At 72.8% G+C, this 18,736-nt stretch carries 21 protein-coding genes; 11 read left to right on the top strand and 10 right to left on the bottom strand.

Translation table 11 applies throughout. The features are described from left to right. The first annotated feature begins 400 nt into the window (after positions 1 to 400). From ACN28A_RS29825 to ACN28A_RS29810, 4 genes are all read left to right on the top strand, one after another. Positions 401 to 1,186, top strand: coding sequence for an AfsR/SARP family transcriptional regulator (locus ACN28A_RS29825; RefSeq protein WP_421404702.1), 786 nt, complete (start codon positions 401 to 403; stop codon positions 1,184 to 1,186). Between the two features lie 301 nt (positions 1,187 to 1,487). Continuing rightward, positions 1,488 to 1,820: a TcmI family type II polyketide cyclase gene (locus ACN28A_RS29820; RefSeq protein WP_421400760.1), complete on the top strand. Its 333-nt coding sequence runs from the start codon at positions 1,488 to 1,490 to the stop codon at positions 1,818 to 1,820. 30 nt (positions 1,821 to 1,850) lie between these two features. After that, positions 1,851 to 3,221, top strand: a complete 1,371-nt coding sequence (locus ACN28A_RS29815) for an FAD-dependent oxidoreductase (protein ID WP_421400758.1) — start codon at positions 1,851 to 1,853, stop codon at positions 3,219 to 3,221. A gap of 30 nt (positions 3,222 to 3,251) precedes the next feature. Continuing rightward, entirely contained in the window at positions 3,252 to 4,175 is a 924-nt protein-coding gene (locus tag ACN28A_RS29810) for a bifunctional helix-turn-helix transcriptional regulator/GNAT family N-acetyltransferase (protein WP_421400756.1), read from the top strand. A gap of 60 nt (positions 4,176 to 4,235) precedes the next feature. On the opposite strand, the gene ACN28A_RS29805 is transcribed toward ACN28A_RS29810, so the two are convergent. Beyond that, positions 4,236 to 5,291 carry a LacI family DNA-binding transcriptional regulator gene (locus ACN28A_RS29805; RefSeq protein ID WP_421400753.1) on the bottom strand — a complete coding sequence of 352 codons (1,056 nt, stop codon included), beginning with the start codon at positions 5,289 to 5,291 and terminating at the stop codon, positions 4,236 to 4,238. A gap of 252 nt (positions 5,292 to 5,543) precedes the next feature. On the opposite strand from ACN28A_RS29805, the gene ACN28A_RS29800 reads away from it, so the two are divergent. The 6 genes from ACN28A_RS29800 to ACN28A_RS29775 all read left to right on the top strand — a co-directional run bounded on the left by ACN28A_RS29800 (position 5,544) and on the right by ACN28A_RS29775 (position 10,457). Beyond that, positions 5,544 to 6,284: an SDR family NAD(P)-dependent oxidoreductase gene (locus ACN28A_RS29800; protein ID WP_421400752.1), complete on the top strand. Its 741-nt coding sequence runs from the start codon at positions 5,544 to 5,546 to the stop codon at positions 6,282 to 6,284. A gap of 100 nt (positions 6,285 to 6,384) precedes the next feature. After that, entirely contained in the window at positions 6,385 to 6,702 is a 318-nt protein-coding gene (locus tag ACN28A_RS29795) for a DMT family transporter (RefSeq protein WP_421400750.1), read from the top strand. A gap of 118 nt (positions 6,703 to 6,820) precedes the next feature. Then, positions 6,821 to 7,444, top strand: a complete 624-nt coding sequence (locus ACN28A_RS29790; protein ID WP_421400748.1) for a TetR/AcrR family transcriptional regulator — start codon at positions 6,821 to 6,823, stop codon at positions 7,442 to 7,444. A 214-nt stretch (positions 7,445 to 7,658) separates the two neighbouring features. Continuing rightward, entirely contained in the window at positions 7,659 to 8,585 is a 927-nt protein-coding gene (locus ACN28A_RS29785; RefSeq protein ID WP_421400745.1) for a PmoA family protein, read from the top strand. Continuing rightward, a complete protein-coding gene (locus ACN28A_RS29780) occupies positions 8,582 to 9,343 on the top strand; it encodes a cupin domain-containing protein (protein ID WP_421400743.1) in 762 nt (253 codons plus the stop codon). Before ACN28A_RS29785 ends, ACN28A_RS29780 begins: the two co-directional genes overlap by 4 nt. A gap of 34 nt (positions 9,344 to 9,377) precedes the next feature. Further along, complete coding sequence (locus ACN28A_RS29775) at positions 9,378 to 10,457, top strand: Gfo/Idh/MocA family protein (RefSeq protein ID WP_421400741.1); 1,080 nt, start codon at positions 9,378 to 9,380, stop codon at positions 10,455 to 10,457. Between the two features lie 97 nt (positions 10,458 to 10,554). On the opposite strand, the gene ACN28A_RS29770 is transcribed toward ACN28A_RS29775, so the two are convergent. Next, complete coding sequence (locus tag ACN28A_RS29770) at positions 10,555 to 11,172, bottom strand: dihydrofolate reductase family protein (RefSeq protein ID WP_421400739.1); 618 nt, start codon at positions 11,170 to 11,172, stop codon at positions 10,555 to 10,557. A gap of 216 nt (positions 11,173 to 11,388) precedes the next feature. Between ACN28A_RS29770 and ACN28A_RS29765 the strand changes: the two genes are divergently transcribed. Beyond that, positions 11,389 to 12,060, top strand: a complete 672-nt coding sequence (locus ACN28A_RS29765; protein WP_421400737.1) for a sulfotransferase family protein — start codon at positions 11,389 to 11,391, stop codon at positions 12,058 to 12,060. Between the two features lie 104 nt (positions 12,061 to 12,164). On the opposite strand, the gene ACN28A_RS29760 is transcribed toward ACN28A_RS29765, so the two are convergent. From ACN28A_RS29760 to ACN28A_RS29725, 8 genes are all read right to left on the bottom strand, one after another. Continuing rightward, positions 12,165 to 12,911 carry an SAM-dependent methyltransferase gene (locus ACN28A_RS29760; RefSeq protein WP_421400734.1) on the bottom strand — a complete coding sequence of 249 codons (747 nt, stop codon included), beginning with the start codon at positions 12,909 to 12,911 and terminating at the stop codon, positions 12,165 to 12,167. Between the two features lie 206 nt (positions 12,912 to 13,117). Next, positions 13,118 to 13,549 carry a VOC family protein gene (locus tag ACN28A_RS29755; protein ID WP_421400732.1) on the bottom strand — a complete coding sequence of 144 codons (432 nt, stop codon included), beginning with the start codon at positions 13,547 to 13,549 and terminating at the stop codon, positions 13,118 to 13,120. Between the two features lie 89 nt (positions 13,550 to 13,638). After that, positions 13,639 to 14,604: a biotin-dependent carboxyltransferase family protein gene (locus ACN28A_RS29750; protein WP_421400730.1), complete on the bottom strand. Its 966-nt coding sequence runs from the start codon at positions 14,602 to 14,604 to the stop codon at positions 13,639 to 13,641. Then, positions 14,549 to 15,268 carry a 5-oxoprolinase subunit B family protein gene (locus tag ACN28A_RS29745; protein ID WP_421400728.1) on the bottom strand — a complete coding sequence of 240 codons (720 nt, stop codon included), beginning with the start codon at positions 15,266 to 15,268 and terminating at the stop codon, positions 14,549 to 14,551. The genes ACN28A_RS29750 and ACN28A_RS29745 overlap by 56 nt, the downstream gene beginning before the upstream one ends. Before the next feature lie 26 nt (positions 15,269 to 15,294). Further along, a complete protein-coding gene (locus tag ACN28A_RS29740) occupies positions 15,295 to 15,996 on the bottom strand; it encodes an ABC transporter ATP-binding protein (RefSeq protein WP_421400725.1) in 702 nt (233 codons plus the stop codon). After that, positions 15,997 to 16,719, bottom strand: a complete 723-nt coding sequence (locus ACN28A_RS29735) for an ABC transporter ATP-binding protein (protein ID WP_421400724.1) — start codon at positions 16,717 to 16,719, stop codon at positions 15,997 to 15,999. Continuing rightward, the gene (locus ACN28A_RS29730) at positions 16,716 to 17,849 is read right to left on the bottom strand and encodes a branched-chain amino acid ABC transporter permease (protein WP_421400722.1); all 1,134 of its coding nucleotides are present in this window, start codon (positions 17,847 to 17,849) and stop codon (positions 16,716 to 16,718) included. The genes ACN28A_RS29735 and ACN28A_RS29730 overlap by 4 nt, the downstream gene beginning before the upstream one ends. Further along, the gene (locus ACN28A_RS29725) at positions 17,846 to 18,706 is read right to left on the bottom strand and encodes a branched-chain amino acid ABC transporter permease (protein ID WP_421400720.1); all 861 of its coding nucleotides are present in this window, start codon (positions 18,704 to 18,706) and stop codon (positions 17,846 to 17,848) included. Before ACN28A_RS29725 ends, ACN28A_RS29730 begins: the two co-directional genes overlap by 4 nt. Positions 18,707 to 18,736: the final 30 nt, after the last annotated feature.

Here is an 18,736-nt window from a genome sequence, read left to right as displayed (position 1 = left end):
GTGACGCTCCGGTGACGGCTGAACGGCAGAATGCCCGCCACGCGAGCCTCCGGAAGCACCCGCTCCGCTCCCCGATCAACTGTCGCAATCGACTTCTGCCCAGCTCAGAGCCTCTTCGGGAGCAACCGAACGGGTACGTCGGAATGCCGACCGGCGGATTGACCGAGCGTAACGGCGATTGATAACCTTCGTCACACTTTGCGGTGCGAACGGCCGATCGGGGCGGAGCGCGCGGAGCGGCATCGGCGAGCTGGACGGGGCGGTCCGGGCAGAGCGGACCTCGGGACACGGGTTCCGGGTGCAGGAGGGTGGGGCCGTGACTCCTGAGGAGAGCGCGCCGCACGAGGGGCGCCGGACAGCGACCGAGCAGCCCGAGCGCCAGTCCGGCCGCACCGTCCAGCTGTTCCTGCTGGACGGGTTCGGCCTGCTGCACGACGGAGTACCGGTGGTCGTTCCGCGTGGGCTGCAACGGATCATCGCGCTGGTCGGGCTGCGCCCGGGTGCGACCCGGGCCCATCTGGCCGGTCTGCTCTGGCCGGACACCCCCGAGGAGCGGGCGATGTCCTCGCTACGCACCGCGCTGTGGCGGCTGCGTCAGGAGGGTAGTTGCCCGGTGCTCACCAGCGGGGACACGGTCCGGCTCGACCCGGCGGTGCGGCTGGACATCGACGACCTCGTCCGGGCGGCCGAGCGGGTACGCGACGGCGGCGACCCGCGCTGGGCGGCCCGGGTCCGGGGCGCCGGCCGGCACGACCTGCTGCCCGGCTGGTACGACGACTGGGTACTGCTGGAACGTGAACGGCTGCGCCAGCTCCGGCTGCACATGCTGGAGGACATCGCCCGGGGTCACCTGCGGGCCGGGCGGCACGGCGAGGCGTTGCAGGCCGCCCTCGAGGCGGTCCGCGCCGAGCCGCTGCGGGAGACGCCGCACCGGCTGATCGTCGAGATCCACCTCGACGAGGGCAACGCCTACGAGGCGCTACAGGCCTTCTACGTCTATCGGGACCTACTGCTCCGCGAGCTGCAACTGGAGCCGTCCGAGACGATGTGTGCCCTGCTCAGCGACTTGCTCGCACCCATCTCCCGGCCGACGACGGCACACCGGCCCGGTGCCCGGCCGTCGGCGGCACGCGCCGGGGCGCACCCCGGCCGACCTTCTCTGCCGGCGATGCCGGTCCGTCGCTGACCGACCGTCTCTGACCGTCGCCACCCTGAGCCCGTCGCCACCCTGACGTCCGCGGCGTCAACCTGGCGTCACCGGAGGACGACGGCGACTCCGGGCGGCGGTGACGGCATGGTGACGCCACCGCCGGCATGGTGATCGGGCCCGACCGGACGACCGGAAGGTTGTCCGGGGCCGCACCGGGTCCGGACGCCCGCCGGACCCGGTCGGACCCGGTCAGGCCAGCTCGGACCCGGTCAGGCCAGCTCGGACCCGGTCCGGGTACGGGCCGGACCGGGACCGATTACTCCAGTGGGGAGACGAGATGAATCGCGTGTTGATCGTGGGCAGGATCGTCCCAGGTACCGAGGAGGAGATCGCCAAGATCCTCGCGGAGTCCGACAACACGGACCTGCACACGGTCACCGGGGTGCGGCACCGCTCGCTCTACCACCTCGACGACCTCTGCCTGCACCTGATGGAGACCGACGACTCGGCACCGTCCCGGCTGGAGCAGGCCAACCGGCACCCGCTCTTCGTGGACGTGACGGAGCGACTGCGGACGTACATCTCGCCGTACTCGCCGACCTGGCGGTCGCCGCGTGACGCGATGGCGCGCTGCTTCTACCGCTGGGACGGCCCGGAGACGACGGCGTAGTCCAGCGACCGCCCGGCCGGAAGGGGTCCGATGTCCAGCAGACCGATGCATGTGCTCGTCGTGGGTGCCGGTACCGGCGGCATGTGCCTGGCGCACGGCCTCCGGCGGGCCGGCATCGGGGTCACTGTCTACGAGCGGTACCGCGACCGGGGCGACGGCCTGCTCGGCTACCGGGTGGGGATCAACCCGACCGGCTGCAGGGCGCTGCGCGAGTGCCTGCCGCCGGAGCTGTTCAGCACGTTCCTCGCCACCTGTGCCCGGGCACCGCGGTACTTCAACGTGCTGACCGGGCAGCTGCACCGCACCGCCTCCTTCGCGCTGCGCCCCGAGGCCGATCCGACGAGCATCGACCAGTCGGTCTCCCGGATGACCCTGCGCCAGGTGCTGCTGACCGGCATGGACGACCTGGTGCACTTCGGCAGGACGTTCACGCACTACACACGGGCCGACGACGGCCGGGTCACCGCGCACTTCGCCGACGGCAGCACCGCCACCGGCGACCTGCTGGTCGGCGCCGACGGTACGCACTCCGCGGTGCGCCGCCAGCACCTGCCGCACGCCGAGGTCCGGGACGCCGGGAGCATCAACATCGCCAGCAAGATCCCGTTGACCCCGCAGACCCGGAGCCTGCTCACCGAGGAGATGCACCGGGGCATCTCGCTGATCTTCGGTGCCGGCGGCGTGATGGGCGTACTGCACGTGATGGAGTTCAAGTGGGACCAGCGCGGCTCGGTCAAGCCCGGTGTCGGGGTCACCGACGCCCGACTGATCGGGCAGTGGCCGGGCCTGCTCTTCGACAACACCCGGGACTGCATCAACCTGATCATCTGGAGTGCCGCCGACCGGTTCCCGCCGGACGTGATGCGACTGCGCGGCGAGCCGCTCGCCGCGGTGGCCCGGAACCTGACCCGGAGCTGGCATCCGCACCTGCGCGAGCTGCTGCGGCAGAGCGACCCCGGCAGCGTCATCCCGATCAGGGTCGCCACCTCGGTACCGGTCGACCCCTGGCCGAGCAGCAACGTGACCCTGCTGGGCGACGCGATCCACACCATGACGCCGGGACGTGGGGTCGGGGCGAACACCGCGCTACGGGACGCCGCGCTGCTGCACCGCCAGCTGGTCGCGGTGGCGGCCGGCGCCAAGCCGCTGCTCGCAGGCGTCGCGGACTACGAGACGGAGATGATCCGGTACGGCTTCGCCCGGGTCGCCGACTCGCTGCGGACCAACGGCACCAACGGCGACGACCCGATCTACAAGCCGGTCATCGGCCGGTTGGCGATGCTCGCCGCCCGGGGCTACTTCAGCGTGACCAGCCGACTTCCGCCACTGCGCCGCAGGTTCGTCGACGAGCTGTACAACTACCGGGGCGCGGAGGAGCCGAAGACCGAGGTAAAAGCTTGACATCGGCAAGGGATTTGTTGAAATAAGCACATGAATTCAATTCTGGCCTCCCAGGTCGGCGCGGTGCGCGACTTCAACCGCTTCTACACCCGGATCGTCGGCGCGCTGGACGAGGGACTGGTCCGCACCCGGTTCTCGCTCACCGACGCCAGGGTGATCTACGAACTGGCCCAGCGACCGGCGACCGAGGTGCCGCAGCTACGCCGCGAACTGGCGCTGGACCCCGGTTATCTGAGCCGGATCCTGTCCCGCTTCGCCGCCGACGGGCTGGTCGAGCGCAGCCAGTCGCCGACGGACGCCCGCCGGCAGGTGGTGACGCTGACCGAGCCGGGCCGGGCCGCGTACGCGCTGCTGAACGAGCGGACCGAGACCGAGATCGGGAGCCTGCTGGCCCGGCTCTCCGACACCGACCGGGACCGGCTGGTCTCGGCGATGTGCACCGTCCGGGAGGTGCTCGGCGAGGCGGTGCCGCCCCGGGCGTACCTACTTCGGCCGATCCGCCCCGGCGACCTGGGCTGGGTGGTGCACCGGCACGGCGCCCGCTACGCCGAGGAGTACGGCTGGGACGTCAGCTTCGAGGCCCTGGTCGCCCGGATCGTCGCGGAGTACGCCGAGGGACGCGATCCGCGTCGCGAGGACGCCTGGATCGCCGAGCTGGACGGCCGGCCCGTGGGCTGCGTCTTCTGCGTCCGGCGGGACGACGAGGTGGCCCAGCTGCGCCTCCTGCTGGTGGAGCCGGAGGCCCGCGGCCTGGGCATCGGCAGCCGACTGGTGGAGGAGTGCCTGCGCTTCGCCCGCCGGGCGGGTTACCGCGAGATCATGCTCTGGACCAACGACGTCCTCGCGGACGCCCGGCGGATCTACGAGAAGGCCGGCTTCGAGCTGCGCGAGCAGGCCCCGCACCACAGCTTCGGCCGGGACCTCGTGGAGCAGACCTGGTGGCGGAAGCTCTGAGGCAGGTCCGCCCGCCGCATCCACCCGGCGGCGCCGGGGTGGACACGGGGTGGACCCGACTCAGCCGGCTCGTCCCTGGTCCCGGCCCAGGGCGGGGGTGCTGTCCCGGACCACCACCTCGGCCCGGACCCGGCGTAGTCGGGGCCGATCGGAGCGGGGCCGCATCACGAGTTCCAGCGCAGCCGCGCCGACCTCCTCCAGCGGCAACCGCACCGTGGTGAGCGACGGCGTGACGTCCCGGAGCGTCGCGATGTCGTCGAAGCCGGCCACCGCCATCCCGCCGGGCAACGGCACCCCGTGGTCGCGCAGCGCCGAGATGGCACCGACCGCCATCACGTCGTTGACCGCGAAGACGCAACCGGCCCGCAGGTCGCGGGTGAGTAGGTCGCGCATGGTCAGATAACCGCCGTCCCGGGTGAATTCACCGTACGCCACCTGCGTCCGGGACGGCCCGACACCGAGGTCGGCGAGTCCGGCCCGGAATCCGGCGAGGCGGTCCCGGGCGGTGAGCAGGTGCCGTGGTCCGGCGAGTACGGCGAACCGCCGGTGCCCCAGTTCGACCAGCCGGCGGGCCAGCAGCCGCGCCCCTTCGCGGTTCTCCATCAGCACCGTGTCGATCGGCAGGACGTGCTGGCTGATCAGCGCGACCCGGGCACCCGCCTCCTCCAGGACGCGCAACTGGCTGCCGAGCCGGTCCCGCAGTGCCCGGTCGGTGGTCCGGCTGCCGGCCACGATGACGGCATGGGGCCGCTGGCCGCACAGGGTTGCCAGGTAGTCGGGTTCGCGCTCCGGACGGCCGGTGCTGTACATCATCACGATGCCGCGGTGCTGTTCGGCGGCGCGCATCACGCCGGCCGCGATGGACGAGAAGAACGGGTCGGCGATGTCGTGCACCAGCAGCCCGACCACGTTGGTCCGGCCCCGGGCCATGGCCTGGGCCGGTGTGTTGGCGGAGTAGTCCAGCGCGGCCGCGGCGGCGAGCACCCGGTCCGTCAGATCCGCCCGGACCTGACGGGCGCCGTTGCCGTTGAGCACCCGCGACGCGGTCGCCACCGACACCCCGGCCTGCCGGGCCACGTCCATCAGGGTGACGGTGCCGGACGAACGCTTGGTCATGGCGGCCCCCCGGTAACGGCGTCGGCGGTGGCGGCCGGGCCGGCGACCCCGCCCGGCATCCGCACCCTACCGCCGGTTCGGCACGCCCGGTCCCGGCCGAAGGGGCAGGCCGGCACGGTCCACGGTCCACGGGGCACGTCCGAGCCTGGACGGGCGGCAGCTGGCCCGGACCTGCCGTGTCACCTTGCCACGAGCGGTCCGGGTGCCATACGATCCTAATATTGTGTCGATCGATACAGAAACGGGGACGCCATGGAACCACTCGCCGGCAAGGTCGCACTGGTAACCGGAGGAAGTCGGGGCATCGGTGCCGCGATCGCCCGCAAACTGGCGCAGGACGGCGCCGACGTGGCCCTGACCTACCTGCGGGCGGAGCGGCGGGCCGAGGCCGTCGTCCGGGACGTCGCCGCGCTGGGCCGGCGCGGGCTGGCACTGGCCGCCGACAGCGCCGACCCGGAAGCGGTCACCGCCGCCGTGCGACGCACCGCCGCCGAGTTCGGCCGGCTCGACATCCTGGTCAACAACGCCGGCGTCTTCCCGTACGGCTCGATCGAGGAGACCTCCCTGCGCGACGTCGACCACACCCTCGCGGTACACGTCCGGGGGGTCTACGTCGCGATCAGGGCGGCGGTGCCGCACCTGGCCGACGGCGGGCGGGTGATCAGCATCGGCAGCTGCTTCGCCGAGCGGGTGCCGTACCCCGGGGTCGCCCTCTACGCGATGAGCAAGAGCGCGCTGGTCGGCCTGACCCGGGGGCTGGCCCGCGACCTCGGTGGGCGGGGCATCACCGTCAACGTGGTGCACCCGGGGTCGACCGACACCGACATGAACCCGGCCGACGGCGAGACGGCGGAGGCCGAGCGCGGTCACATCGCCCTCGGCCGGTACGCGGACCCGGCCGAGATCGCGGACACGGTGAGCCACCTCGCCGGGCCGGGTGGCCGGTACATCACCGGCACCTCGATCAGCGTGGACGGCGGCTTCGCCGCATGAGCGGAAAGAACGACATGAGCGACATGAGGGGGAGGAGCGGAACGAGCGGGAGGAGCGAGGTGGGCCTGGTGAGCGAGGCGAGCGGGGTGGGTGGGGCGTCATGGCCTGGCTGCTGCTGATCGTCGCCGGTCTGCTGGAGGTCGTCTGGGCACTGGCGCTCAAGCAGACCGAGGGCTTCACCCGGCTCTGGCCCTCCCTGCTGGCCTGCTCCACCGCGCTGCTCAGCTTCGTACTGCTCTCGCTGGCGCTGCGCGAGCTACCGGTCGGCACCGCCTACGCGGTCTGGGTGGGTGTCGGCGCGGTCGGGGTGACCCTGGCCGGTATCGTCGCCCTTGGTGAGAGCCTCAGCCCGGCCCGCCTGGTCTTCGTGGCGCTGATCGCGGTCGGCATCGTCGGGCTGAAGGTCTCCGGGACCTGACTGCCGCACACCTGGGCCGGCGGTCGGCGGCACGGCGGTGCGGCAACACGGCGTCGGGTGGTCGTGGAGCGGCTTCTGCCAGGTGCGGCAGCACGGCGGTGCGGAAGGGCGGTGGTCGGTGAGCAGGCGGGGTCGGCCGCGCGGGTTCGACCGCACCGAGGCGCTGGAACGGGCCATGGAGGTGTTCTGGCGGCACGGCTACGAGGGCGCCTCGATGACCGACCTGACCACCGCGATGGGCATCAACTCCCCGAGCCTGTACGCCGCGTTCGGCTGCAAGGAGGCGCTGTTCCGGGAGGCGGTGGCGCGCTACGACGACCTGGCGGGGCAGGTCCCGCGACAGTTGCTGCGGGACCTGCCCACCACCCGGGAGGCGTTCACCGCCCTGTTCCGGCACTATGCGCGCAGCTACGTGGACCCGGGCCGCCCGACCGGCTGCATGGTGGCCCTGGCGGCGACCACGATCAGCGCCGGCAACGACGGGGTGCGGGCCTTTCTCGCCGAGTGCCGGCAGGCCGACATCACCCAGCTCAGGGCACGGCTGGACCAGGGGGTGCGGGACGGCGACGTGCCCGCCGGCACCGACACCGGGGCTGCGGCGGAGTTCTTCTACGCACTCTCCCTCGGCATGGCGCTGCGGGCTCGGGACGGCGCGACCGAGCAGACGCTGCTCGCCCTCGCCGAGGCGGCGGTCGCCGGCTGGGACGAGATCCTGGCCTCGACCGCCCCCGCCCGGCGCTGACGACAGCCTGCGACCTCGGAGCTGACGCGTTTCCGGCCACTTCGGGCCGACGGACTTCCGGCCACTTCGGGCGGACGGACCTCTGACCTACTCCGGCCCCCGGCCTGCCGGTCGAGCGGTTTCGGGCCGAGCTGGATCTTGACGTCGCGGGTGGAACGGGGTTAGCTCGGGAAAGCGGTTACCCAACACGCCACCGAAGGGCCCTCTCGCTTCCATGACCTCCACGGAACACGACACCGGGCGGATCACCGTCACCCACGAGTACGGCCGCCGGGTCGTCGTCGGCGCGAACGGTGTGGAGATCGCGACCTACGCGTACGACCCTGCGGTGCCGGCCTTCGAGGGACCCAAGCCCTACCTGCACCCGCTGCGTACCCTCGACGGAGCCCTGGTCTCGGCGTACCGGCCGAACGACCACCGGTGGCACAAGGGCCTCCAGATGACCATCTCCCACCTCTCCGGACAGAACTTCTGGGGCGGCAACTCGTACCTGCACGGCGAGGGCTACCGCGCCCGGGACAACGTCGGCCGGATGCGGCACGACGCCTTCGACCTGGTCGACGTGACCCCGACCGAACTGACCCTGCGCGAGTCGCTGACCTGGATCACCTCCACCGGCGAACACTGGGTCGCCGAACGGCGTGAGCTGCGGTTCCACGGGGTGGACCCGGGGCGCGGCAGCTGGATGCTGGACTTCGGCACCGAGCTGCGCAACATCCGGGGCGCCGAACTCCGCATCGGCAGCCCGACCACGCACGGCCGGCCGAACGCCGGCTACACCGGCTTCTTCTGGCGGGGTCCGCGCGGCTGGACGGATGGCCGGATCATCACCGCCGACGGTGGCGGCGGGCCGGAGACCATGGGCCGGCGGTCGCTCTGGCTGGCGTACACCGGGGAGCACGACGAGGTCGACGGCGGCGGCACCGTACTCGTCTTCGCCGGCACCTCCAGCGCGGCGGTCCCGCTGAAGTGGTTCGTCCGCAACACCCCGTTCCCGGCCGTCAACCCCTCCCCCGCCTTCGACGAGGAGGTGGTCCTCGCGCCCGACGAGAGCCTGCGGCTGCGACACCGGGTGGTCTTCGCCGACCGGGCCTGGGACCGCGGCGAGATCGAGGCCTTCGCGGCGGAGCACGCGCCGTGACCGGGGGCCGGGACCCTGCCACGCCGGCGCCGCCGTTTCCCGGTGCCGTCGGCATCACCAACCTGCGGGTCTATCCGTGGCAGACCGACGACGGCCTGCACGGTGGCACGCCGCACGTGCACCTGTGCTGCACCGAGTGCTACATCGTGGTCGGCGGCCGGGGCCGGTTGCAGACGCTCACCCGGCAGGGCTTCGCGGAGTCCGCACTCGCTCCCGGCGACGTGCTCTGGTTCACGCCCGGCACCATCCACCGGGCGGTGAACGACGACGGGGCGCTCCAGGTCGTCGTGGTCATGCAGAACAGCGGTCTGCCCGAGGCCGGCGACGCCGTACTCACCCTGCCACCGGAGCGGCTCGCCGATCCGGCGGCGTACCGGAGGGCGGTCTCGCTGACCGGGCCGGACGGCTCCGGCCCGCCCTCGGCGGAGCGGGCGCGGGCCCGTCGCGATCTCGCCATCGAGGGCTTCGCCGAACTCCGCCGCCGGAGCGCGGCCGGGGACACGGGAGCGCTCGACGACTTCTACGCGGCCGCCGCCGCACTGGTACGCCCGCAGCTCGACGCCTGGCAGGCCCGGTGGGAACACGGGGCGGCGGCGGTGAGCCGGCAGACCGGCGAGCAGCTCGACGCCCTGCGGCGCGGTGACCACCGCCATCTCGACGGGGCCACCGTCACCCGGATCGCCCAACCCGAACAGACGACCCTGGGCATGTGCGGCTTCCTCTCCCCGTACGACCCGCCGCACGCCCGACGCGACTGACCGCGTCCGGCACCCCTCGCGTTAAGGAGCAGCTGTGGAACCCATCCACGCCGCCGTGGTCGGGACCGGGAACATCGCCGGCCTGCACGCCGAGGCGCTGCGCCGGCTCGGCGACCGGGTACGCCTGGTCGGTGCCGTCGACACCGACCCCGGCCGGCTGTCGGCGTTCTGCGACCGGTACGACGTGCCGGCCCGGCACCCCGACCTGGCCAGCCTGCTGGCGAAGGAGCGGCCGGAACTGGTGCACGTCTGCACTCCGCCCGGCTCGCACCACGAGCTGGCCCTCGACTGCCTGCGAGCCGGCGTCAACGTGCTGGTCGAGAAGCCACCGACGCTGAACCTCGGCGAGCTGGACGAGCTGGCCGAGGCGGAGCGGCGGCACGGGGCGGCGCTGGCCACCGTCTTCCAGCACCGGTTCGGCTCCGGCGCGCTGCGGCTGCGCGCCATGCTCGATGCCGGAGTGCTGGGCCGGCCGCTGTTGGCGGTCTGTCACACCACCTGGTTCCGCCCGCAGTCCTATTTCGACGTCGAGTGGCGCGGGCGCTGGGCCACCGAGGGTGGCGGCCCCACGATGGGGCACGGCATCCACCAGATGGACCTGCTCTGCGCGGTGCTCGGCGACTGGACCGAGGTCTCCGCCCTGGCCCGCCGGCAGGCCCGGCGCTCCGAGACCGAGGACCTGAGCATGGCCCAGGTCAGCTTCGCCAACGGTGCGGTGGCCAGCGTGGTGAACAGTCTGGTCTCGGTGCGGGAGGAGAGCTACCTACGGTTCGACTTCGAACGGGCCACCGTCGAACTGACCCACCTGTACGGCTACGGCGACGACGACTGGCGGATCACCCCGGCACCGGAGTACGCCGAGCAGGTGCTCGCCGCCTGGCGCACCGGCCCGACCGGGGTGCGCAGCAGTCACCAGGCGCAGTTCGCCGAGGTGCTCCGGAGCCTGGGCGCCGGCACCCCGCCTCCGGTCACCTCGGCGGAGGCCCGCCGCACGATGCGCCTGGTCGCCGGGGTGTACGCGTCGGCCTTCACCCGCCGGCCGGTCCGCCCGGACGAGCTGGGTGCGGACTCGCCGTTCTACCGGCGGATGCAGGGCGGCGGGCCGCCGTGGTGAACAGCCTCCAGCGGCTCCTTGGGGTCGATCGCCGGCCGGGCCATCCGGGTCCGGAGGCGGGTCGTACTCCTCGATGGACCGCTGTCGGGGTCGTCGGTCAGGTGGCAACGCGGTAGCGCAGGTGGGCCACCCGTTCGGCGGCCTCCAGCCGCAGCCCGGCCGCCCCGGGGATGCCGTCGAAGAGCCGCACGCCCCCGCCGAGCAGTACCGGTGCCAGGTCGATGTCGAACTCGTCGACAAGCCCGGCCGCCAGGTACTGCTGGATCAGGTTGGCGCCGCCGGAGATCCGTACGTCCCGGTCGCCGGCCGCCGCCCGCGCCTGCGCCAGCGCGCTCTCGATGCCGTCGGTGACGAAGTGGAAGGTGGTGCCGCCCTTGCGGACCCACGGCTCGCGGGGCCGGTTGGTGACCACGAAGACCGGGCACCGGAACGGCGCCTCCTCGGGCCAGCTCACCTCGCCCTCGTCGAACATCCGCCGGCCAAGCACGCTCGCCCCGGTCCGCTCGAAGGTCTGCCGGATCCGGTCGTCGTCGGGGCCGGTCTCGCCGCCACCGCCGCCGTACCGCAGCCGCTCCCGGAAGGTCGCGGTGCGGTAGACCCAACCGTGGATCCGGCTGCCGCCGTCCCCGAGCGGATTCTCCGGCCCGGCGTTCGGTCCGGCGAGGTAACCGTCCAGGGACACACCCACGGTGAAGAACACTCTGCCCATCGTCATCTCCTGTCCTCGGGCGCCGCATCCTGTCGTGCGGTGCCGCCGAAGACGGACGGAGCCGCCGGGCGCGGTTCGACATCCGTCCCCGGAAAGGGTGGCGGCGGAAGATGCGTCGAGCGCTGAGAGCACGGCGGAAATCACGGCGGCAGGTGGTTCCGCGCGGCCGGCCGACCCTGTTGACTTGACCGGAGGCGGCGACGCGGACGGGGAGGCGGCGAGTTGCGGGTCATCGGAGTGGGCTTCGGACGCACCGGCACCAGGTCGACGAAGGAGGCACTCGAACTGCTCGGCTTCGGCCCGTGCCACCACATGGCCGAACTGTTCGCGCAGCCGGCGACCATCGCCGACTGGCTGCGGGCCGCCCGGGGCGAGCCGGTGGACTGGTCCCGCCTGCTGGGTGGCTACGGCAGCACCGTGGACTGGCCGAGCGTGTACTTCTGGCGGGAGCTGATCGAGGTCTATCCCGAGGCCAGGGTGCTGTTGACGGTACGCGACCCGCAGCGCTGGTACGACAGCGTCCGGGACACCATCTACCGGGCCCGGAGCATCGACCCGGAGGCGGCGCCACCGGGGCTGCGCGAGGCGGTGCGGGAACATCCGGAGCTGCTGGACCAGCCGAGGCTGACGGACGCGCTGGTCTGGCAGGGCACCTTCGGCGGCCGGTTCGAGGACCGGGAGCACGCCCTGCGGGTCTACGCCGACCACAACGCGGAGGTACGCGCCACCGTGCCGGCCGACCGGCTGCTCGAGTTCGACGTGGCGCGGGGCTGGGAGCCGCTCTGCGCCTTTCTCGGCGTCGACCTGCCGGCCGAGCCGTTCCCGCTGCTCAACACGACGGCCTCGTTCCAGGGGCGCCTCGCGGAGCCGGCCGGACCACGCCTCGACCTCTGACCGCTGGTCGGACGCCCGGATGTCGGGGTCCGGCCAGCGGTGCGCGGACGCGCCGGGCACCGGGTGGGTCGTGCTCCGCCGGGCGGAGCACGACCCGCCCGCACTCAGCGGTCGATCAGGGCGAAGACGCCCCAGCCGAGGTACTCCCGCTGGTACCTGACGTGTTGCACCGGCGCCGTGTCGAGTTCCGCGCGCAGTTCGTCGTGCAGCTCGTCGTCGGGGTTCCGGTCGAGCCAGCGCCGCAGGTTGAGCCACTGGGCCGCGACGTAGCGGTCCCAGCTGTCCTGGTCGGCGAGGACCATTTCCACCACGTCGGTGCCGAGCTCGGCGAATCGTTCCAGCGTCTCGGGCAGCGGTAGGAAGTCGTCCCGGGTGGTCGCGTGGCACGCCTCGACGATCACCTGGTCGGTCGGCTCGCGGCGCCAGTACGGTTCGCCGACCAGCATCATCCCGCCGGGGCGGAGGCTGCGCCGCAGCAGTGCCACGGTGCCCGGAACCCCGTCACCGATCCAGGTGGCGCCGACACAGGCGGCGACGTCGACCGGGGTGTCGGCGACGTAGCCGGACGCGTCGCCGTGCACGAACTCGACCCGGTCGGCGACGCCGAGTTCGGCGGCCCGGGCTTCGGCGTGCCGGAGGAAGACCCGGCTGATGTCCACCCCGGTACCGGTCAACCGGTGGTCCCGGGCCCAGGTGCAGAGCATCTCGCCGGATCCGCAGGCGAGGTCGAGGAGTCGGGCGCCGGGCCGCAGCCGCAGTGCCGCACCGAGGGTGGCGAGCTTGCCGCCGTCGATCGGGTTGTGGATGCGGTGGCTGCTCTCCCGGATGGTGAAGCTACGTGGTAGGTCCACTTCTGAGGGTCCTTAGGTGTGAAGAGGTCGTGGGCATCGGCGTGGTCGTTCCGGAGTTGACGGTCGGAACGGACTTGACACGCATAAAATGCACCTCTTCACACGTCGGGATCGACACTGGCGCGGCCGACGCTAGGCCCGGCGGCTTACCCTGTCCACCGGTTTACCGCCGCGGGCCGACCCCGGCCACCGCGGCGGAGTACGCCTCAACGGGCGAAGATCTGGGACTCGTCGCGGAAGGCCTTGAACTCCAGGGCGTTGCCGGCGGGATCGCGGAAGAACATCGTCCACTGCTCCCCCGGCTCGCCCGCGAACCGCAGGTACGGCTCGATCACGAACTCGCCGCCGCCGTCCCGGATCCGGTCCGCGAGGGCGTGGAAGTCGTCGACCGAGAGGATCAGCCCGAAGTGCGGCACCGGTACGTCGTGCCCGTCCACCGGGTTGCGTCCCGCGTCGGCCTCCCCGACCCCCGGTACGGCGTGGGTCACCACCTGGTGACCGTAGAAGTCCCAGTCGACCCAGGTCTCCGCCGAACGCCCCTCGGCGAGGCCGAGTACGCCGCCGTAGAAGGCCCGCGCTCGGGCCAGGTCGTCGACCGGGATCGCCAGGTGGAAGCCGGGACGGGTGGCCACGGTCATCGTTCGCTCCTCTCCGCCGGGCGTCCCCGGCCGCTCCTCCCATCCAAGCATGATCTTTTTGCCGGGCCGTGACCAATACCCCGGCCGGTTCACCGGTGGGACCGCCGGCCGGGCTCGACGACCTGGAAGCGGAGCGGAGTTCCCGGGGCGGCCTGGGCGACCTGCGGAAGGTCGTCGGGGTGCAGCACGCCGATCACCGGATAGCCCCCCATGGTCGGATGGTCGGCCAGGAAGACCACCGGGGAGCCGGCGGCCGGCACCTGCACCGCGCCGAGCACCACGCCCTCGCTGCGCAGCTCCCCGCCGATCCGGCGGGGCAGGGCCGGGCCGTCGAGGCGTACTCCGATCCGGTTGCTGTGCACCGAGACCCGGTAGCACCCCGCGCCGAGGACGCGTACCGCGTCGTCGGTGAACCAGTCGGCCCGGGGACCGAGCAGGACCCGCAGGGTCGGCTCCTCGGCCAGGGTGCCGGTCGGTGCGACGTCGACCGGGGCCGGTGGGCCGGTGACGTCTCCCAGCGGCAGCCGGTCCCCGACGGCGAGCGGTGCGGGGCCGAGCCCGGAGAGCAGGTCGGTGGCGCGACTGCCGAGTACGGCCGGCACCGCTATCCCGCCGGCGAGGGCGAGATAGCTGCGCAGCCCGCGCCGGACGGGGTGCACCTCGACCCGGGCGCCGGCCGGTACCGACACCGGCGCCGACCAGCTCGCCGGCCGACCGTCCACGGTGACCGGTGCCCAGGCCCCGGTGACCGCGACGGTGCCGGCCCGGCCGAGCCGCACCGCGACGCCGGTGACTGTCGTCTCGATCGTCGCCGCGCCGGGCGGGTTGCCGACCAGCCGGTTCGCCAGCAGGTGCGCCGGCAGGTCGAGGGCGCCCGAGTGCGGTACCCCGAGATGCGCGTGCCCGGGGCGGCCGAGATCCTGCACGGTGCTGAGCGCGCCGGACCGGACCACCTCGACGAAGCGTCCACCGGTCATGCCGGCGCCCCGCCCGGCCCGGTCATCCGTCGACGTCCCGGGAGCCCGCGTCCCGACCGCCGTACCGGGCGTCCGCATCCCGGAGATCCGCATCCTGCGGGCCCGCGTCCCGGAGGTCGACGTCCGGCGGGTCGACGTCTCGGAAGCGGACCCGGGTGCCGGGGGTGAGCAGGGCGACCGGGTCCCGGTCCGGGTCGAAGAGGACCAGGTCGGTGCTGCCGACCAGTTGCCAGCCGCCGGGCGAGTCCCGGGGGTAGATGCCGGCGTAGCCGCCGGCCAGCGCCACCGCGCCGGCCGGCACCCGGGTCCGGGGCACCGCCCGGCGTGGCAGGTGGTAGCGCTCCGGGAGCCCGGTCAAATAGCCGAATCCGGGGGCGAAGCCGCAGAACGCGACCCGGTACTCCGGCGCGCCGTGTATCCGCCGCGCCTCCCGCTCGGCGACTCCCCAGTGCCGGGCCACCTCGGCGAGGTCGGCGCCGTCGTAGCGGACCGGCACCTCGACCAGCGGCCCGTCCGGGGGCCGGGCCGAGGCCGGGCGCCAGTCGGCGAGTCGCCCGGCCAGCGCCGCCGGATCGTCCACCCCGTCGACAAGCACGGTGACCTCACCGGGTACGACGTCCCGCGCGCCACCGAGTTCGCCCCGGTCCCACCACCGGTGGAGTTCGGCGACGAGTGCGGCGGTCTGCCCCGGCTCGGCGACCTCCAGCAGCAGCGCACCCAGCCCCACCGGGATGATCCGCACCCTCGCACCCTTCCCGTCGTAGCCGCTCACAACCCCAGGTACGAGCGGCGTACCTCGTCGGAGGCGGCCAGCTCGTCGGCCGGGCCGGACATCACCACCTCGCCGGTCCGCAGCACGTACGCCCGGTCGGCCAGGTCCAGCGCCGCCCGCAGGTTCTGCTCGACCAGCAGCATGGTGGTGCCGGACCGACGGATCTCGGCCAGCACCTCGAAGATCATCCTGGTGAACTTCGGCGAGATGCCGAGCGAGGGCTCGTCCAGCATCAGCAGCTTCGGCCGGCTCATCAGCGCCCGGCCGAGCGCCACCATCTGCTGCTCACCGCCGGAGAGCGTACCGGCGCGCTGGCCGGAACGCTCGGCCAGCACCGGGAAGAGGTCGTAGACCCGGGCCAGGTCGCTCTCCCGCTCGGCGGGGCTGCGGTGGTAGCCGCCGAGCAGCAGGTTCTGCAACACCGTCTGGTGGCCGAAGAGCCGCCGCCCCTCCGGCACCAGCACCGCACCCCGGCGGGCGATCCGGTACGCCGGTAGCCCGCTCACCTCCTCGTCGAGGAAGGTCACCGTGCCGCGTACCGGGCGGTGCAGCCCGGAGACGGCGGCCAGCAGGGTGCTCTTGCCGGCCCCGTTCGCGCCGACCAGCGCCACCAGTTCGCCCGCCTCGACGCGCAGGTCGACGCCGCGCAGCGCGACGACACCGGCGTGGTCCACGTGGAGGTCCCGCACGGTAAGCATCTACACCGCCTTCCCCAGGTACGCCTCTACCACCGCCGGATCGTGCGCCACCTGCTCCGGCGTACCCTCGCTGATTTTCTGCCCGTAGTGCAGCACCACCACCCGGTGGCAGAGCGGCATGATCACCTCCATCACGTGTTCCACCATCAGGATGGTGACGCCGTTCCGGTTGATGGTGCGGACGATCTCGACCGCCTCGCGCGCCTCGGTCGGGGTCAGTCCGGAGAGCACCTCGTCGAGCAGCAGGAGCTTCGGCCCGCTGGCCAGTGCCCGGCCCATCTCCAGGCGCTTCTTCCAGGCGGCGGTGAGCGACGCGGCCGGCGCGTCCAGCACCGGGCCGAGTCCGGTCAGCTCGGCTACCTCGCCGGCCCGCCGCCGGGCGTCCCGGCGCCGGGGATGCCGGGCGAAGGCCGCCGTGCTGAGGTTCTCCAGCACGCTCATCGAGCCGAAGACCCGCATCAGCTGGAAGGTGCGCCCCACGCCGGCCCGGGCGGCGCGGTGCGGTGCCCAGCCGGTGACGTCCCGGCCGTCGAACTCCAACCGACCGGAGGTGGGACGCTGGGCGCCGGCCACCATCGAGAAGAGGGTGCTCTTGCCGGCACCGTTGGGCCCGATCAGCCCGACGATCGCCCCCGACCCGACCTCGAAGCTGACGTCCCGGTTGGCCCAGAGCCCGCCGAACCGGCGGGAGAGGCGGTCGACCCGCAGCAGTGTCCCGCTCATCGCTCCCCCTCGGCGGATTCCGCCGACGTCGGACCGGCGCCGGCCGGTCGCGAACCGTTCCCGGCCGGTCGGGTGCGGCGCAGCCGCCGGGCGACCGGGGCCCAGAGCCGCTGTCCGATGGCGAGCAGGCCACCCGGCTCGGTGATCGAGACGAGCACGATCAGTGCGCCGTAGAGCAGCAGGTCGATCGAGCGACCGCTGCCGGAGAACTCCTGCCTGGTGGCGTCCTGGACGAAGACCAGCACCCAGGCACCGAGCAGCGGCCCCCAGAACCGACCGACCCCGCCGAGCACCGCCATCAGGGTGAACGACACCGACAGGTCCAGGCCGAGCCCGGAGGGCGGATCGACGAAGAGCACGTACATCACGTAGTAGCCGCCGGCCAGCGCGGTGACCGCACCGGAGAGCGCCGCCGCGGCCAGCTTGTAGCGGTGTACGTCGATGCCGACCGCCGCCGCGGCCTCCTGGTCGTCCCGGATCGCCCGGACGTAGTTGCCGGCCCGGCCGTGCAGGAACGCCCAGACCGCCAGGGCGGCCAGGCAGAAGAAGCCGAGCGCGACGTAGTAGTACGGTCGCTTGTCCAGCAGCGAGAACTGGAGGTTGGCCAGCGAGGGCTCGACCACCGGCAACTCCCAGCCGTTCGCCTGGCCGAGCCCGGGCAGGTTGGTGACCAGGATGAAGACGATCTCGGCGACCGCGATCGTGGCGATCGAGTAGTAGTGGTGCCGCAGCCGGAAGCAGGGCCAGCCGACGGCTGCGGCCAGCAGCGCGGCCAGCGGCAGCGACAGCGCGATCGCCAGCCACGGCGACCAGCCCTGCCGGACCAGCAGCGCGGTGGTGTAGGCGCCGGAACCGAAGTAGAGCGCGTGCCCGAAGGAGATCTGCCCGGTGTAGCCGCCGAGCAGGTTCCAGCCGGTGGCCGCGATCCCGAAGGTCAGTGCCAGGATGCCGATGTTGTGTGCCGCCGAGCCGGTGAAGACCAGCGGGTAGGCGGCCAGCACCGCCGCGATCAGTACAGCTGTCGTCCAGGCCGGCAGTCGCCGGGCCGGCGGGGTGCCGAGCCCGATCGGGGCCGGCCTGCGTGGCAGGGTCGGGGCGCTCGTCGCCCCACCTCGATCGTGTCCGGTCATCTGGTCCCCAGGAGTCCCTGCGGTCGCACCAGGACGACCACCAGATAGAGGGCGAGCGCGGCGGCCAGGGTGTAGCTCGGGGCGTACAGCCCGACGACGCCCTGGGCGACGCCGACGAGCAGGCCGGCCAGGGCCGCCCCGGTGATGCTGCCGAAACCGCCGAAGGCCACCACCACGAAGGCCATCAGCACGAAACTGACCCCGGCGGTCGGCGAGGCGGAGTAGGAGTTCATCAGCAGCGCCCCGGCGATGCCGGTGGCCAGGCCGGCGATGACCCAGCAGAGCGCGTACATCCGGCGGGGGTCGATGCCCATCAGGGCCGCCGCCGCCGGGTCCTCGCCGGCGGCCCGTACGGCGCCGCCGAGCCGGGTCCGGTTCATGAAGTACGCGACCGCGCCGGTGGCCAGCAGCGCGCCGGCCGCCATCACGACCTGCGGTCCGCCGACCACCACCGGACCGATCTCGAAGCGCAGCCCGGCGGCCCAGGGCCGGGGCACGGTCCGGGTGTTCGGGGTCCAGAGGAACTGGGCCAGCCCGCGCAGGAACACCTGGAGTCCGAAGGTGACGATCACCTGGGCCAGCGGGGACCTGCCGAGCACCCGGCCGACCGCGCCGACATACATCAGCGCGCCGGTGAGCGCGATCGAGACCCCGGCGAGCGGGATCGACAGCAGCGGGTCGAGGCCGAGCAGCGACCAGGCGAAGAACGAGGTGTACATGCCGAGCATGACCATCTCGCCGTGCGCGAAGTTGACGATGTCCATCACGCCGTAGATGAGGGTCAGGCCGACCGCGACCAGCGCGAAGACGGCGCCGATCAGCAGGCCGTTGACCACCGACTGGAGCAGGTCGGTCATGGCTTCTCCCCGCCGGGTGCTCCGGTCCGC

Source organism: Plantactinospora sp. WMMB782, from assembly GCF_049179135.1.
Taxonomy (GTDB): domain Bacteria; phylum Actinomycetota; class Actinomycetes; order Mycobacteriales; family Micromonosporaceae; genus Plantactinospora.
This window is presented reverse-complemented; position numbering and strand designations above follow the sequence as displayed.